Source organism: bacterium, from assembly GCA_035308905.1.
Lineage (GTDB): Bacteria > Sysuimicrobiota > Sysuimicrobiia > Sysuimicrobiales > Segetimicrobiaceae > DASSJF01.
In genome coordinates, this window is the sequence record DATGFS010000050.1 from 38801 (window position 1) to 54645 (window position 15845).

Genomic DNA, 15845 nt, shown 5'->3' on the forward strand with positions numbered 1-15845 from the left:
CTCCCGCGGCCGTCGGTCTCGTGCGGCCGTTTCCGGCCGTCACAGCGGCCAGTACATGCCCGCGACACGCCGTACTTCGCGCGCCCGCTCTCGCGCGACCGAGAACGGCGCTTCGCGCAGCACGGCCTCGGGCTCGCGGAGGCCGGAGGCCACGCCGGTCAGGCCCGCGAGGGTGGTGGCGACCGAGAAGGACAGGCCATCGAGATCGTAGCCGCCTTCGAGCACCGCCGCGATCGGCACGTCGCCGGCGGCCTCGCGGACCATCGCGGCCAGCCGGCCGAATCCGGCCGCGGTCAGCAGCATGGCGCCGAGCGGGTCGGCGTGGTGCGCATCGAAGCCGGCGGAGATCAGCACGAGCCCGGGCGCGACCGCGCGCATGAGCGGCAGCACGACTTCCTCCCAGAGGTACTCGTAGCCGCCGTCGCCGATCCCGGCCGGCAGCGGAATGTTGACACAGGCCCCCTCGCCCGGCCCCTCGCCGGTCTCCGTCAGCGCGCCGGTGCCCGGGTACCAGTTTTCTTGATGAAGGGAGCAGAAGACCACGCGCGGATCGTGATAGAAGGCTTCCTGCGTCCCGTTGCCGTGGTGGACGTCCCAGTCGAGAATGAACACACGCTCCATCCCGCGCCGCTCGAGCGCGTGACGGGCTGCCAGCGCGACGTTGTTGAACAGGCAGAAGCCCATTCCTCCGCCCGGCCGCGCGTGGTGTCCCGGCGGGCGGACGAGCGCCATCGCGATGGGCGCGTCGCCTGCGAGCACCGCGTCCACCGCACCGAGCGCGCCGCCCGCGGCAAGCCGGGCGATGCCGTCCGACGCCGGACCGACCGCGGTGTCCGGGTCGAGCATGCCGCCGCCCGACGCGGCGAGGTCCCGCACGCGCTCGACGTACGCGCGCGTGTGCACCGACGTGAGCACCTCGTCGGTTGCCGGCTCCGGTGTGCGGTGCGTCAGCGTCTCCCAAAGCGGCGTGCGCGCAAGACGCGCCTCGATCGCCTCGATACGGGCCGGACGCTCGGGATGCCCGGCCGGGGTGACGTGCCGGTGGTAGTCGGGGTGAACCAGCAGAATCCCGGGTGATGCGGTCACGAACGCCGCGCGGCGCGAGACGGCGCACCGAGGGCCGTCTGGCGCAGCCGCGCGATCGCCGCCGCAACGCCGTCGGGCGCGCCGAACACCGCCGTGCCGGCGACGAGGACGCCCGCGCCGGCCTCGACCACCTGCCTCGCGGTCTCCGGGCCGATGCCGCCGTCGACGGCGATCTCGAAGTCGAGGCCGCGCTCGCGGCGCCACGCCGCGAGCGCGGCCACCTTGGCCGTCATCTCCGGAATGAAGGGCTGCCCGCCGGCGCCCGGCTCCACCGTCATGACGAGAACCGCGGCGACGTGCGGCAGCACCCACGCCACCTGCTCCGGCGGGGTCGCGGGGTTGATCGCCACCCCCGGGCGCGCGCCGAGCGCGGCGATTCGCCGCAGCGTGTCGTAGAGGTGGGGACAGGCTTCCACGTGCACGGTGAGGCTCGCCGCCCCGGCCCGCGCGAACGCCTCGAGGTGCCGCTCCGGCTCGACGATCATGAGGTGCACGTCCACGGGCACGTCGGCGGCCCGGCGGACCGCCCGCACCACGGCCGGCCCCATCGTGATTTCCGGCACGAACCGGCCGTCCATCACGTCCACGTGCAGCATGTCCGCGCCGGCGGCGGCGGCCGCGCGCGCTTCCTCGGCCAGCCGTCCGACGTCGGCGGCGAGGATCGACGGGGCGATTTTGACCGCGGGCGCGCTGCTCAGGGGCGAATCTCCTGGATCAGCCGGCCGTCGATGTATACCTGCACGATCGTGTAGCCCTGGCCGACGATTTGGCGGTCCACGTTCTCGCCGGGACGATGCATCCCCTCGTACGCCGTGTGCACGCCCCGCTGATCGATCACGACGATGCGCACGAGCTGCCGCGAGGCGCCCTCCGGGACGATGATGTGCAGATGGGTCTGGCGCTGCTCGGTCGAGGCGGACTGGGGCGCCGGCGGTGTGCCGGTCACGATCGGCTGCGGCGGCGCGCCGCCTTCCGCGGGGCGCACCGCGATCGCCACCCCGACGGCGTCGCCGTGGCCGATCCGCGTGCCGGCCGGGGGCGTCATCGCCACCACCTGGCCCGCCGGCACGTCGTCGCGCGCGACCTGGGTCACGTCGCGCAGGGTCACGCCGAGATCCTGGAGGGCCCGGCGCGCGTCGTCGAGCATCCGTCCGACCAGGTCCGGCAGCACGATCGCCTGCTGCCCCTTGCTCACGGTCAGGTTGACCGGCGTGCCGCGGGCGACCGACGCCCCGGGCGCGGGGTCCTGGGTAATGGTGAATCCCGACGGCACGGCGTCGTCGTAGGTCTCGCGGATCTCCCCGACGGCGAGCCGGGCCTGCTCGACGGCGAATCGTGTGTCCTCGAGGGAGCGCCGGCGCACGTCGGGGACGGTCACCATCTCCGGCCCGAGGCTCGTCACCAATCCCACCGCGCGATTCACCTTCACCGGCGTCCCGGCCGGCGGATCCTGGCTCACCACTGAACCGGTCGGCAGCGTGGCGTTGTGCACCTGCTGCACCACCTGGACGTTGAGGCGGCGCTGCCGCGCGATCGTCTCGGCCTCGACGAGGCTCCGGCCGACGAGATCGGGAACCGAGACCTCGGGTACGTTGAGGTAGGCGTTGAGGGCCTGCCAGCCCCAGGCGATGCCGCCGAACGTGGCGAGCAGCACGACCGCGGCGACCATGAGCGGCACCGAGCGGCGCGCGGCGCGCCCGTCCCGCGCCGCCCGGCGCGCGGCGCCGTCACCGGTGCGAACGATCGCCGTCGACTCCGCCGCGGAGGCCGCCCGCCAGTGCGCGGTGCGCCCCGTAAGATCGTCGGCCATGTCCTGCGCCGACCGGTAGCGGTGGTCCGGGTCCTTCGAGAGCGCTTTCAGAATAATGGCCTCGAGGTCGCGCCCGAGGCGCGCGCCGTCACGGCGCGGCAGCGGCGGCGGCTCGTGCATGTGCCGCAGCGCGATCGCGATCGGGGTGTCGGCATCGAAGGGCAGCGAGCCCGTGGCCGCCTCGTAGAGCACGACGCCGAGCGAGTAGAGGTCGGCGCGCCAGCCGACGCCGAGTCCGCGCGCCTGCTCCGGCGAAATGTACTGCACCGATCCGAGCACCGTCCCGGTCTCGGTAATGCCGGTGGCCGCGAGCGCGCGGGCGATGCCGAAGTCGGTGACCTTCACGCCGCCGTCGGGCGTGAGGAGGATGTTCTGCGGCTTGATGTCGCGGTGGACGATGCCGGCCCGGTGCGCGTACTCGAGCACCTCGCAGACCTCGACGCCGATGGCCCGCACGCGGGCTTCGTCGAGCGGACCGGTCCGGCGCAGGTGCGTCTTGAGGTCTTCCCCGTCGATGTACTCCATGACGATGAAGTGCACGTCGCCGTCCCGGCCGTGGTCGAAGATGCGGACCATGCGCGGGTGCGAGAGCCGCGCGGCGGCCTGCGCCTCGCGCTCGAACCGCGCGACGAACTCGGCGTTGTGGGCGTACTGGTCGCGTAGGATCTTGATCGCGACGAGCGTCCCGTCGTCGAGGCGGCGGCCGCGGTAGACGTGCGCCATGCCGCCCTCGGCGATCAACTCGAGCACCTCGTACCGCTCCCCCAGCCGGTGCTGCATCACGGGCGCCCCCCCGCGGCGCTCTGGACCTGCAGGGCGGCCGCCAGCACCTGCCGCGCGATCGGCGCCGCCACCTGGCCGCCGACGCCCCCGTTCTCCACGATCACGGACAGCGCCACCACCGGCCGGTCGGCGGGGGCGAAGGCGATGAACCAGGCGTGGGTGTTCCCGTGCGGATTTTCGGCGGTGCCGGTCTTGCCCGCCACCCTCACCCCGGGCAGCTGCGCGGCGGTCCCGGTTCCGCTCTGGACCACCTGCACCATCGCCTGCGCGAGCTCGCCGGCAAGCGAGGCGGCCATCACGTCGCGGCTGCCGCGCTGCGCAAACGTCTGCCGGATGCGGCCGTCCGGGGCGCGGATCTGCGAGACGAGAAACGGACTCATCATCGTCCCGCCGTTGCCGACGGCCGCGGCGACGAGCGCCATCTGAAGCGGCGTGACGAGCAGGCTGCCCTGCCCGAACGCGATCTGGGCCAGGCCGCGGGCGCCGAGGTCGCGCAGCGGCGGCACGTAGCCGCTCGACGCAGGCAGGTCGAACCGCACCGGCTGGCCGAGTCCGAACGCGCGCGCCGCGGCGACGATGGGCTGCGCGCCCGTGCGCTGTCCGATCTGGACGAACGCGGTGTTGCAGGAGGCGACGAACGCCTGCAGCACCGAGATCTGTCCAAACTGCTCGTGCTCGAAGTTATGGATCAAAGCGCCGCCGACGTCGATCGCCTCGGGGCAGTTCACCGGGTCGGAGAGACGCACCCGGCCGCTGCCGAGCGCCGCCGTGAGCGTCACCGTCTTGAACGACGAGCCCGGCGGGTACTGGCCCTGCGTCGCCCGATCGTACAGCGGCGCCGACAGGTCGCGCGAGAGCGCGGCCCACTGCGCGTCGACCGTGGCCGGATCGAAGCCCGGGCGGCTCACCAGCGCGAGCACCGCGCCCGTCCGCGGGTCGAGCACGACGACCGCGCCGCGGACGTTGCCGAGGGCGCGCACCGCGGCCTGCTGCACCGCGGCGTCGAGGGTGAGCACGACGTCGTTGCCCTCGGGGGTCCGGCCGAACGCCTCCTGGAGCGCCTGCCACGGATCGGTGACCGGCAGTCCGAGCAGCGCGAGATCCGCGCGGCGCTCGATCCCGGTGAGCCCGTACCGGCGGCTGCGATAGCCCAATACGTGCGCGAACGACGTCCCCTGCGGATACCGCCGGACCTGCGACGGTCCGGTCCCCACCGAATCGGCCAGGACGGTGAGCCGCCGGTCGAGGATCCGCCCCCAGTGGATCCGCTCCGCGGCGAGCGCCAGGCGCGGGTTCTGGGGCGACGCGGCCAGCTGCGGCCCCCAGATCACCTGGACGAACGCGAGATAGACGAGGAGCACGGCGAACAGCCCCGCGAGCAGCCGGCCGACGTTACGGGTGCGTCCGACCATCGCGCTCTTCCGCCGCGGCGCGCGCGCCGCGGTCCGAGATGGCGAGCAGCAGCGCGACGGCGATGAAGTTGCTCACCGCCGCGCTGCCGCCGTAGGTGAGAAACGGCGCCGGAATGCCCGTCAGCGGAATCAGCCGGGTGCTGCCGGCGAGAATGACGAAGGTCTGGATGCCGATCGCCGCCCCCAGGCCGGCCCCGACGAGCCGGTCGAGCGATCCGTCCGCCTGCACGGCGGCGCGGAAGGCCCGTCCGAGGAACAGCAGGTAGAGCGCCACCACCATGAACGTGCCGATCGCGCCGAGCTCCTCCCCGATCGCCGGGAAGATCATGTCGGTGTAGGACGCCGGCATGAGCTCGGGGTGCCCGAGGCCGAGCCCGGCCCCGGTGAGACCGCCGCTCGCGAGCGCGAATAGACCCTGCAGAATTTGATACCCGCGCCCCGCGGCGTCCGCCCAGGGATTCAGCCAGACGTCGACCCGCACCCGCACATGCGCGAACAGATGATAGCACAGCGTCGCCCCGGCGCCGAACGCCAGGAGGCCGCCGAGCACGTAGTCGAGCCGGCCGAGCGCCACGTAGAGCATCGCGAGGAACACGCCGTAGTACAGCATCGCCAGACCGAGATCGCGCTGGAAGACGAGCAGCAGCAGGGACCCGACGCACACGAGCAGCACGGGGCCCAGGCGGCCGAGGTCGGCGCGCCAGCGCCGCGGTCCCGGCAGTGTGAGCAGCGGCCGGTTTTCCACCAACACCCCCGCAAAGAACGCGACGAGGAGCAGCTTGACGATCTCACCCGGCTCGAGCGTGAACGCGCCGATGACCAGCCACTGCCGCGCGCCGTTCCGCTCCACGCCGATCAGGACGGTCAGCACCAGCAGCGCGATGCCGGTGAGCGCGCACAGGTAGGCGTAGCGCCGGACCCACCGCAGGTCGGTCAGCGTCCCGAGGGCGATCAGCAGCGACGTCAACCCAAGCGAGATCCAGGCGGCCTGCCGGACGGCGTAGTCGGGCCGCAGCCGGTAGATCATCACGAGCCCCACCGCCGAGAGCGCGGCGGCGACCGGCAGCAGCACCTCGTCGCCCCGATTGTCGGCAATGACGAGCGCCATGTGCACGACGAGAAATCCCGCCAGCGCCACCGCGCCGGCGACGACGGGATCCCACGACTCCGCGGGATACATCGCGGCGTGCACGGCGACGAGGCCCAAGGCGCCGAGCACGCCGGCGGCCACCACGAGTCCTCGCTCGGCGGCTCGCCGCGCGACCCACGGCAGCGGCGCGGGCGCGGCGGACGCCGCGGGAGGGACGGCCATCGTCACGGCCGGTGCAGCAGGTCCTGCAGGAGCATGTCCGCGTCGGCGGGATCGCGCGCGGGAATCCCCTGCAGCAGCTGCGGACGGTAGGCGGGGGCGATCCGGGTCACCGGCACGCCGGTGCTCCGCACGACCGCGAACAGCGGCACGCCGAGGATCCGGAGCGGGATCCCGCGCATCACGGCGACGCGATCGCCGCTGACGCCGAGGAAGTAGGCGTGTTCGACGCGGTACGTGACCACGCCGGCGGCCAGGAACGCGGCGAGGGCCGCGGCGCTCGCGACCCGGCCCGCGCGGTCGAGCCACTTCGGCCGGACCCGCACCAGGACCACGGACGCGTTGTCGGTGCCGCCGCGCGCGTTGGCCAGGCCGACGACTATCCGGCAGGCTTCGCTCCCGTCCCGTGTCGTGCGGATGATGTCGGCCATCTCGTCGGGGGTCACCGCGCTGTGCACGCCGTCGCTGACGAGGAGCAGCGCATCGCGGGCCCGCAGCGGCACGGCCAGCACGTCGACTTGGACTTCGGGCGCGGTTCCGAGCGCGCGCGTGAGCACGTGGCGCTGCGCGTGTCCGCCGGCCGCGGCGGGCGAGAGCGTGCCGTGCCGGACGAGCTCCGCGACAACCGAGTGGTCGACCGTCAGCTGCCGGATCTCGGCGCCCCGCATCAGATAGGCGCGGCTGTCGCCGACGTGCGCCAAGACAACCGCCTGGCCCGCGACCAGCGCCGCCGTACACGTCGTCGCCATGCCGGACCGCTCGGGCCCGGCCGCCTGCGCGTTGATGTCGGCGTTGGCGCGCCGCACGGCCAGCGCCAGCGCCTCCGCCGGCGTGAGCCCGCGCTCGAGGAGCGCCGGCACCTCGCGCACAAGCGTCTCGACCGCGAGCGCACTCGCGACGCCGCCGGCCGCGTGTCCGCCCAGCCCGTCGGCGATCGCGTACAGCGCGGCTCCCCGCGCGAGGCGGTCGCGAAGCAGAATGCGGTCCTCGTTGGTCTCCCGAACGCGGCCGATCTCGCTGACGCCTGCGCCCCGCGAGGTGAATCCGCTCATCCGCGTCCTCCGGCGCTCGGGCTCCAGGCCCCGGTCCCCGCCCCCACCGCCTCCGATGCCGCCTCGAGCCGGAGGCCGAGCACGACGTCGCCGATCTTCAGCCGGTCGCCGGCGCGCATCGCGACGGGGCGGCGCACGCGCCGCCCGTTGAGCTGGGTTCCGTTCGTGCTGCCGAGATCCTCGACCCACACGCGGCCGTCGCGCTCGAACAGGCGGGCGTGATGCGCCGACACGTAGTCGCCGCTCAGCACGATCGCGCAGCCCGGCGCGCGGCCGACCGTGGCCTCCCCCGCGACGAGGAACTCCCGCCCGCGAGACGTCTCCGGCGCCTCCACCACCAGCACGGCGCGCGATGCCGGCCACGCGGCCCGCGACTCCATGTCCGCCACGACGACGCGCAGCACCCGGATCACGAAGAGAACGAGCGCCAGCAGGAACGCGTACCGGAGCACGACGATCAGGAGCGTCGGCGTCGCGGTCATGCGCCCCTCCGGTACTGCAGCAGCACGTTGCCGACCTGAATGCGGTCGCCGTCGTGCACCGGCACGCGGCTGCGCCCTATGGGCCGGCCGTTCAGCGCGGTGCCGTTGGTACTGCCCACGTCCTCGACGGCGGCCTCGCCCTCCGTCGCGTGGATGCGCGCGTGCGTGCGGCTGACGCTCGGATCGTCGATGACGATGTCCTGGTCGGCGCGCCGCCCGATCGTGAGCACCGGCCGGTCGAGCAGAAACTCGCGGCCGGCCGTGCCGGCGGGTCCCGCCAGCACACGCAGCCGCGCGCCCGTGGCCGCGCGCTCGCGGCGATAGATGCGGGTGTCCGACCCCGGCACGCCGGTCCGGGCGTCGTCCGGTCCCGCGGGTGCGGCGGGCGACGGCTGCGCATCCGGGGACAGACGCGCTTCCACATAAATCTCCCCCGACGCGATCGCCTCGCGCGGCTCGACGCTCACGTGCACCGGACCGGCGGGGCGCGCACCGAGCTCCTCGGCGCGGTCGCGAAGGAGCTCGGCCAGCTCGCCGACGAGCGCCGGCGCGAACGATTCGTACGGCGCAAAGTCTTTGGGGTTGAGGAACACCCGGTAATCGTTCGGCAGCAGCGCCCCGCGCAGCCCGGCCATCGCGCCGGCCTCCATCTCGCGCAGCACCCGCCGGCCGATCTCCACCGGATGCACCCGGTCGCGCGACCATCGTGTGAACAGGCCCTCGACGAGCGCCTCGACCCGCCGTTCGAACCGCAGGAACACGCTCACGCCCGGCCCTCTCTCCCGCGCGCAGGGGCGCCGCCGGCGGCGGGCATGGCGCGGCGCGCCGGCTTTGATCGCACGGTGGCCGGCGAGTTCGCCGGTAGGCGGTCCGCCGGTGTCCAGCGCGACGCGCGCCCGCTTCCGTCCGCGAGACGCAGCTGTCCGCACGCCGCCTGAATCTCGGTGCCGCGCTCGATCCGCACGGTCACCGGAATGCCGGCCGCGCGTACGCAGCGGGCGAAGGCACGGACGCGGGCGACCGCGGGCCGGCGGAGCGGGATGCCGGGCACAGGGTTGAGCGGGATCACGTTCACATGGCACAGGAGGCCGCGCAGGAGCCGGCCGAGCGCGCGCCCCTCCGCATCGCCGTCGTTGACGCCGTCGATCAGCACGTACTCGAACGTGAGCCGGCGTCCCGTCGCCGCGAGATAGTCGCGGCACGCGGCCATGAGTTCGGCGATTGGATAGCGCTCGGTCACCGGCACGAGCCGCCGACGCAGCGCGTCGGTGGGCGCGTGCAGCGAGACCGCCAGCGTGATCTGTAGACCCTCGCCCGCGAGCCGGCGGATCTGCGGCACGAGGCCGACGGTGGAGATCGTCAGGTGGCGCATCCCGATGCCGAGCCCCCACGGCGCGGCGAGAATGCGCGCGGCGCGCACCGTCGCCTCGTAATTCGCCAGCGGCTCCCCCATGCCCATGAACACCACATTGCTGAGCCGCCGGTCGGCGCGCGCGCGGATGGCCAGCGCCTGACTGATGATCTCGCCGGCGGTGAGATTGCGGGCGAAGCCGCCCAGCCCGGTCGCGCAAAAGGCGCAGCCCATGGCGCAGCCGGCCTGAGTGCTGACACACGCGCTGCGCCGGCCGTCGTCGAACCGCATCAACACACACTCCACCGTCTGGCCGTCTCCGCACGCGGCCAGCAGCTTCGTCGCGGATCCGTCGGCCGCATCTGTGGACCGCCTGACCGTCAGGGTCCCGATGCGCGCCGCCCCGCCGAGCCGTTCCCGGAACGTGATGGGCAGATCCGTCATCTCCGAAATATCTTCCACACCGCGGCCGTAGACCCACCGGGCAATCTGCCGGCCGCGGTAGGCGGGCGCGCCGAGCCCCCGGGCGAGATCGGTCAGCTCCGGCAGCAGAAGCCCGCGTAGATCCGGCGTCGCGGGACCGGCCGCCGAAAGCGGCGCCGCCGCCGGCGCTGCGGCGGTCACGGCGCCCTCCGCAGCGCCGCAACGAAGAAACCGTCGGTACCGGTCCGGTGCGGGTAGAGGAACACCCCGCCGGGCGCCGCCGGCGTCGCGAACGGCCAATCGTCGATGGGCGCCGGCGCAAACGCAGGCTGGGCCGCCAAAAACGCGGCGACGACGTCGGGGCCCTCTTCCGGCTCGATCGTGCAGACGCTGTAGACGAGGCGCCCGCCCGGCCGGACCGCCGCCGCGGCCCCCGCCAGCACGCGGGTCTGCCGCGCGGTGATCGCCGCGAGATCCTCGGGGCGGACGCGCCACCGGATTTCCGGCCGGCGCCGGAGGACGCCGAGCCCGGAGCAGGGCGCGTCGACCAGCACGCGCGCGGCGGCCTCCGGCCAGACCTCGCCGAGGCGGGCCGCGTCGAGTGCCCGCGTTTCGACGCACGTGACGCCGAGCCGCGCGCACTGGCGCGCCACGGTGTCGAGCTTCTGCGGCAGAAGGTCGCATGCCAGCAGGCGCCCGCGATCCTCCATCAGCGCGGCGAGGTGGGTCGTCTTGCCCCCGGGCGCCGCGCAGGCGTCGATCACGACCTCGCCCGGACGCGGCGCCACGAGCCGGGCGACGAGCATCGAGCCTTCGTCCTGCGGCGTCACGAGCCCCGCCGCGTACGCCCGGTCCCGCGCGTCGGGCGCGCCGGCCGTGATCCGCCGGGCCTCGGGAAGGCGCTCCGACGGCTGCGTCTCGATGCCAAGCGCCGCGAGCCGCCCATCGAGCTCCGGGATCGCGCCGCGCAGCGTGTTGAGCCGCACCCACGAGGGCGGCGTCTCGTTGTTCACCGCGCAGAGCGCGCGGGTCTCGTCCGGACCGAACCGCGCGAGCCATCGCGCGACGAGCCACTCGGGATGCGACCACCGCACGGCGATGGCCTCGGCGGTGTCGGCGGCCTCCGGCCACGCCGGCGGCGACGCCGCGAGCCGCCGCATCACCGCGTTGACGAGCGATACGGTCCCGGGGTGGCCGACGCGCCGGGCCAGCTCGACGGTTTCATCGCAGGCCGCGCGCGCCGGCACGCGTGAAAGAAATGCCAGCTGGTACGCGCCAAGGCGCAGCACCTCGCGAATGCGAGGCGGGAGGCTGTCGAGGCGGCGATGGAGCGCCTGCGCGAGCGCCCAGTCCACCTGGGCGCGGTGCCGGAGCGTCCCGTAGACGAGCTCCGTGGCGAAGGCCTCGTCCGCCGGCGTGAGGCCGGCGCGGCCGAGCGCCGCGCGAAGCGCAGCGCCGCTCCAGGCCCGGTCGGCGTCGACGCGGTGCAGAACCTCTAGCGCCACCTCTCGGGCGGTGCGGCGACGATCCATGCGGACTGTGGAGCGCGGCGCGGCGGCATCACTCCTCCCGCCGCGACATGTTCATCAGCAGCAGGAGCCGCAGCAGCTCGAGGATCGAGGTGGCCGCGGCCGCGACGTACGTGAGGGCCGCGGCGCCGAGCACGGAGCGGACGCCCCGCAGCTCGTCGTCGGTCACGAGGTGCTCCGCGGCCAGCACCCGCAGCGCGCGGCCGCTCGCGTCGAACTCGACCGGCAGCGTGATCACCGTGAATGCGACAAACGCGCTGAAGATCAGGACCCCGAGCTGCATGAACGTCCCGGAGTGAAAGAAGAACCCGATCAAGAAGATCGGCCACGCCAGCCACGAGCCGAACTGCGTCACCGGCACGATCGCCGAGCGCAGCGCGAGCGGCCCGTAGTTGTCCGCGTGCTGCAGCGCGTGGCCGGACTCGTGCGCCGCGACGCCGACCGAAGCCACCGACGCGCCGCCGTAGACGTCCGACGACAGCCGCAGCACGCGCGTGCGGGGATCGTAGTGGTCGGTGAGCGTGCCGTCGATCCGCTCGATCTGCACGTTCGAAAGTCCGTGACGGCGCAGGATTTCGGCCGCCGCCTGGGCGCCGGTCAGCCCGCTTCCGATTGCGACCTGGCTGTACTTGGCATACGTCGAGCGGACCCGCATCTGCGCGTACAACGCCAGCAGGACCGCCGGTAGCACGATGATGTAGGTAGGGTCCCAGAAGAACATACGTTCACCCCCAACTGCCAGCATTGTAACATAGGGTCCGGCCGGCCTACGCGGGCGCGCGGGGCGCGGCGCCGGCGAGCACGACGCCGGGCTCCAGATCGCGGCCTCGGGCATACGCGGCGGCGCTCATCCGGCGCCCCGCGGCCGGCTGCACCTCGTGCACGTGCACCACGCCCTCGCCCGCGGCCACCGCAAGCGGGGTACGGTCGTCCGCCGGCACGCGCAGCACCGTTCCCGGCGCCGCCGGCCCACCGACCACCATGGTGCCGGCGCCAGCGTCTCCCTGGGCCGCGGTCGCCCGCCAGATCTTGAGCTCGTGACCCCTCAGAAAGGTAAACGCTCCCGGCCACGGATCGCACGCCCGCACCAGGTTGACGATCACGGCGGCCGGCCGCCCCCAGTCGATCCGGCCCTCTTCCCGCATAAGGCGCGGCGCCCAGGTCGCGCGCGCGTGATCTTGCGGCAGGCGCGGCGCGCGGCCGGCCTCGATGAGCCGCAGCGCCTCGGCGAGCAGCGCGGCCCCCTCTCCCGCGAGCCGCGCGGTGAGGGTCCCCGTCGTGTCCTCGGGCCCGATCGGCACGGTTTTCTGGAGGATGATGTCCCCGGCGTCGAGCTCTTCGGACAGGTAGAGAATCGTGACGCCCGTCTCGATGTCGCCCGCCGCGATGGTCCGTGGGACCGGCGCGGCCCCGCGGTACCGCGGCAGCAGCGACGGGTGTACGTTGACGATGCCGTGCGGCGGGATCGCGAGGACTTCCGGCGGCACCAGCCGCCCGTAGGCCACGAGCACGCCGACGTCGGGGGCGAACGCGCGCAGCCGCGCGAGGAACGCCGGGTCGCGCAGGGACGCGGGCTGCAGCACGTCGAGCGCGTACTCGTTGGCCGCCCGCGCGACGGGCGGCGGCTCCACGCGGAGGCCGCGGCCGCGCGGCTTGTCCGCGCGCGTGACGACGGCGGCCACCTCACCGACCGCCAGCACCGCGTCGAGCGACGGCACCGCGAACTCGGGCGTGCCGAAGAAGACGATCTTCACGGCTTTGATTTCATGCTGGCCGGACGCGGGTCGTCCGGCACCGCGTCGCCGGAGACGTGGATGTCGGCCGCCGAGGCCGCGCTCTCCGGCGCGACCTCCGTCGCTTCCCCGCCCGCCGGCCGCAGCGTCTTCGGATCGCGCACGCGGTCGGTGAACAGCACTCCGTCGAGATGGTCGATCTCGTGCTGGAGCACGCGCGCGAGCAGGCCCTGCGCGTCGACCGTGATGTAGCGGTTGCGGCGGTTGCGGGCCCGGACGGCGACGCGGGCGGACCGCGGCACGTCGCCGAGCAGTCCGGGAATGCTGAGGCACGCCTCGGTGCCGGTGACCTCGCCTTCCTGCTTCAGCACCTCGGGGTCCACGAGCGCGAGACGGCGATCCTCGACCTCGATGACTATCACGCGCCGTCCGACCCCCACCTGCGGTGCCGCCAGCCCCACGCCCCTGGCGTGCCGGAGCGTTTCAAACATCTGGTCGATGAGCGTGCGGACCTCCCGCGTGACGCCCCGGACCGGCTGCGCCCGCCGGCGCAGGATCCCGGCGCGCGGACTGTCCACGGTCACGATCTCGAGGGCGCGCGCGGAGGCGCGTTCGTCCGTCATACGATTTCCAGCGGATCGACGTCGACGATGAGCCGCGCGCCCGCGGGCGGCACGACCTCCGCCACGATCGCGCGCGCCCCGTCGCGCACCGCCGCGGGGTCGGACCCCCTCAGGACGCACTGCACGCGGGTCCCTCCGGACCCCCGGAGCGGCGCCGGGCCGAGCACGTCGAGCCGGTGTGCGCGCGCGGCGGCGGCGACGCGTTCGGCGAGCGCCCGGGCGGGCGCGGGCGCGCCGGACTCCGCCACGACGCGCACGAGGCGCGCATACGGAGGATAGCCGAAGCCCCGGCGCGCCGTCAGTTCCTCATCGTAAAATGCCGTGTCATGTCCCGTCGCGATCGCGCGCATCACCGGATGATCGGGCACGCGCGTCTGCAGCACGGCTTCCGGCGCCGGTCCCGTGCCGGACGGCGGAAGGTTCATCGCCGGCGGCGGCTGATCCGCCGGCGGGTGCGCCAGTTCGATCGCGGCGCGCAGCCGCTGCAGCGTCCGCTCCGCGGCGCGAAAGTCCGGAAGGTACATCGGCCCGTCGGCGTCGATCACGCCCACGAGCGTCGGCCGCGCCCGGTGCGCCCGCAGCCGCGCGACGGTCCCGACCAGCAGCCGGACCCGGCCGCCGGCGAAGTCCCGAACGAGATGATCCGCGCCGCGCGCCGTGTCCGCGTCGAGACGCGCGATTCGCAGCGCCGGGAAGAGACGGCGGACGATCTCCTCGACGCGCTTCGTCCCCGCGCCGACGCCGCGGAGGTTCACGCCGCCGCACCGCGGACAGACGTCGGGGGCCCGGCCGGTGCGTCCACAGACGCGGCAGCGCAGCGTGCCGTCCTCGCGATCGTAGGCCATTGCAATGTCGCACGCCGGACAGCGCACGGCGGTCCCGCACTCGCGGCAGAGCAGGACGCGGGCGTAGCCCGTCTGCTGCGCGACGACGGCGACGCTGCCGCGCGCGCGGAGATGGCGCGTGATCGCCTGCACGAGGGCCCGGCTCAAATAGCCGACGTGGCCGCGCTGCTGCTCCGCGCGCATGTCCACCACCGTCACGGCGGGGGCCGGGCGGCGCGGGGGTACGTGGACGGTCGACAGCTCGCCGGCCGCGGCGGCCGCGTAGGTTTCCACGGACGGCGCGGCCGAGCCGAGCACCAGCCGCGCGCCCTCGAGCCGCGCGCGCGCGCGCGCGACGTCGCGGGCGTGATAGCGCGGCGCCGACTCGGACTTGTACGCCTCGGCCTGTTCGTCGTCGACAACGATCAATCGAAGACAGGGCAGCGGCGCGAACAAGGCCGACCGCGTGCCGACCACCACATCGACCGCGCCGTCGCGGATGCGGGCCCAGACCGCGCGGCGATCGCGGGTCGTGAGGTCCGAATGCAGCGCACCGACGGCGGCGCGGCCGCGCAGCCGTTCGACCAGCGGCGGCACGTCCACGATCTCCGGCACCACGGCGAGCGCGCGCCCGCCGGCGTGTACCGCGGCGGCCACGGTCTCTTCGATCCAGTCCGATCGCGCCTCGACATCGCCGAGGAGCAGCGTGGCGCGTGCGGCCGCGGGCGCGGCCGCCTCTACGGCCGGGACGGGCGCGCCGGCGAAGGACGGCCGCGGCGCCTCGCGGATCTGGACGAGACCGGCGGCGGCGAGACGCCGGAGCACGACCCGCCCGCCGCCGGAAGCCAGGTCGGACGCGGGAACCCCCTCCGGCGCGGCGGTCACCGCGGCCAGCATCGCGGCCTGCCGCCGGCCGAGCCGCGACGGCAGCGGCCGCGCGGGATTTCGGAGCACCACCCGCGGCCGGGACGGCGCCGGCTCCCGGAAGACCTCCGGCGGCACCAGGCACTCCACGGCGTCCCGCAGCGAAGACAACGTCTCGCCGGCGATCTCACGGGCGAGGCGGAGCAGCGCCTCCGAAAACATCGGCGCCCCATCGGGAAGGTCGATCACGTCCCGCATCGCATGCCCGTCCCCGGCCGGCACGGGACCGCACGGCCTGACCGCCAGCACGACCCCCCACACGCGGCGCGCCCCGAGAGGCACCAGCGCGCGCACGCCGGCGGCGGCGAACGGCCGCAGGGCGTCGGGGACGCGGTAGGTCAGCGGGCGGTCGGCAAGGCGGGCCGCGCCCGCCACCAGAACATCGACGCAGAGATCCGTGCCCGGAAGACTCTCCGGCGAGTCCGGGGGGCGGCTCGCCGGCGTCGACAGCAGGGTCCCCGGCCGCCGGTCGGCCGGCACGAACGCGTTCGTGGGTCCGACCTC

14 protein-coding genes are annotated in these 15845 nt (G+C 74.2%); all 14 read right to left on the bottom strand.

The features are described from left to right. Positions 1 to 39: 39 nt before the first annotated feature. The 14 genes from VKT83_15600 to priA are packed head-to-tail and all read right to left on the bottom strand — an operon-like array spanning position 40 to position 15821. Positions 40 to 1086 (bottom strand): histone deacetylase, encoded by a 1047-nt coding sequence (locus VKT83_15600; protein ID HLY23890.1) that lies wholly within the window; start codon positions 1084 to 1086, stop codon positions 40 to 42. Then, positions 1083 to 1784 (bottom strand): ribulose-phosphate 3-epimerase, encoded by a 702-nt coding sequence (gene rpe / locus VKT83_15605; GenBank protein HLY23891.1) that lies wholly within the window; start codon positions 1782 to 1784, stop codon positions 1083 to 1085. Before rpe ends, VKT83_15600 begins: the two co-directional genes overlap by 4 nt. After that, entirely contained in the window at positions 1781 to 3676 is a 1896-nt protein-coding gene (locus VKT83_15610) for a PASTA domain-containing protein (protein HLY23892.1), read from the bottom strand. Before VKT83_15610 ends, rpe begins: the two co-directional genes overlap by 4 nt. Further along, positions 3676 to 5091: a penicillin-binding transpeptidase domain-containing protein gene (locus VKT83_15615; protein ID HLY23893.1), complete on the bottom strand. Its 1416-nt coding sequence runs from the start codon at positions 5089 to 5091 to the stop codon at positions 3676 to 3678. The genes VKT83_15610 and VKT83_15615 overlap by 1 nt, the downstream gene beginning before the upstream one ends. Further along, positions 5072 to 6403, bottom strand: coding sequence for an FtsW/RodA/SpoVE family cell cycle protein (locus tag VKT83_15620; protein ID HLY23894.1), 1332 nt, complete (start codon positions 6401 to 6403; stop codon positions 5072 to 5074). The genes VKT83_15615 and VKT83_15620 overlap by 20 nt, the downstream gene beginning before the upstream one ends. A 2-nt stretch (positions 6404 to 6405) precedes the next feature. Then, the gene (locus tag VKT83_15625; GenBank protein ID HLY23895.1) at positions 6406 to 7452 is read right to left on the bottom strand and encodes a PP2C family serine/threonine-protein phosphatase; all 1047 of its coding nucleotides are present in this window, start codon (positions 7450 to 7452) and stop codon (positions 6406 to 6408) included. Beyond that, entirely contained in the window at positions 7449 to 7934 is a 486-nt protein-coding gene (locus VKT83_15630; protein ID HLY23896.1) for an FHA domain-containing protein, read from the bottom strand. The genes VKT83_15625 and VKT83_15630 overlap by 4 nt, the downstream gene beginning before the upstream one ends. Beyond that, entirely contained in the window at positions 7931 to 8701 is a 771-nt protein-coding gene (locus VKT83_15635; protein ID HLY23897.1) for a DUF3662 and FHA domain-containing protein, read from the bottom strand. Before VKT83_15635 ends, VKT83_15630 begins: the two co-directional genes overlap by 4 nt. Further along, positions 8698 to 9909, bottom strand: coding sequence for a 23S rRNA (adenine(2503)-C(2))-methyltransferase RlmN (gene rlmN / locus VKT83_15640; protein ID HLY23898.1), 1212 nt, complete (start codon positions 9907 to 9909; stop codon positions 8698 to 8700). The genes VKT83_15635 and rlmN overlap by 4 nt, the downstream gene beginning before the upstream one ends. Then, entirely contained in the window at positions 9906 to 11240 is a 1335-nt protein-coding gene (rsmB, locus tag VKT83_15645; protein ID HLY23899.1) for a 16S rRNA (cytosine(967)-C(5))-methyltransferase RsmB, read from the bottom strand. Before rsmB ends, rlmN begins: the two co-directional genes overlap by 4 nt. A 28-nt stretch (positions 11241 to 11268) precedes the next feature. Then, positions 11269 to 11958 carry a zinc metallopeptidase gene (locus tag VKT83_15650; protein HLY23900.1) on the bottom strand — a complete coding sequence of 230 codons (690 nt, stop codon included), beginning with the start codon at positions 11956 to 11958 and terminating at the stop codon, positions 11269 to 11271. Positions 11959 to 12004: 46 nt separating this feature from the next. Beyond that, positions 12005 to 12991, bottom strand: coding sequence for a methionyl-tRNA formyltransferase (gene fmt / locus VKT83_15655; GenBank protein HLY23901.1), 987 nt, complete (start codon positions 12989 to 12991; stop codon positions 12005 to 12007). After that, positions 12988 to 13593 (bottom strand): peptide deformylase, encoded by a 606-nt coding sequence (def, locus tag VKT83_15660; GenBank protein ID HLY23902.1) that lies wholly within the window; start codon positions 13591 to 13593, stop codon positions 12988 to 12990. Before def ends, fmt begins: the two co-directional genes overlap by 4 nt. After that, positions 13590 to 15821, bottom strand: a complete 2232-nt coding sequence (gene priA, locus VKT83_15665; protein ID HLY23903.1) for a primosomal protein N' — start codon at positions 15819 to 15821, stop codon at positions 13590 to 13592. Before priA ends, def begins: the two co-directional genes overlap by 4 nt. Between the last annotated feature and the right edge of the window lie 24 nt (positions 15822 to 15845).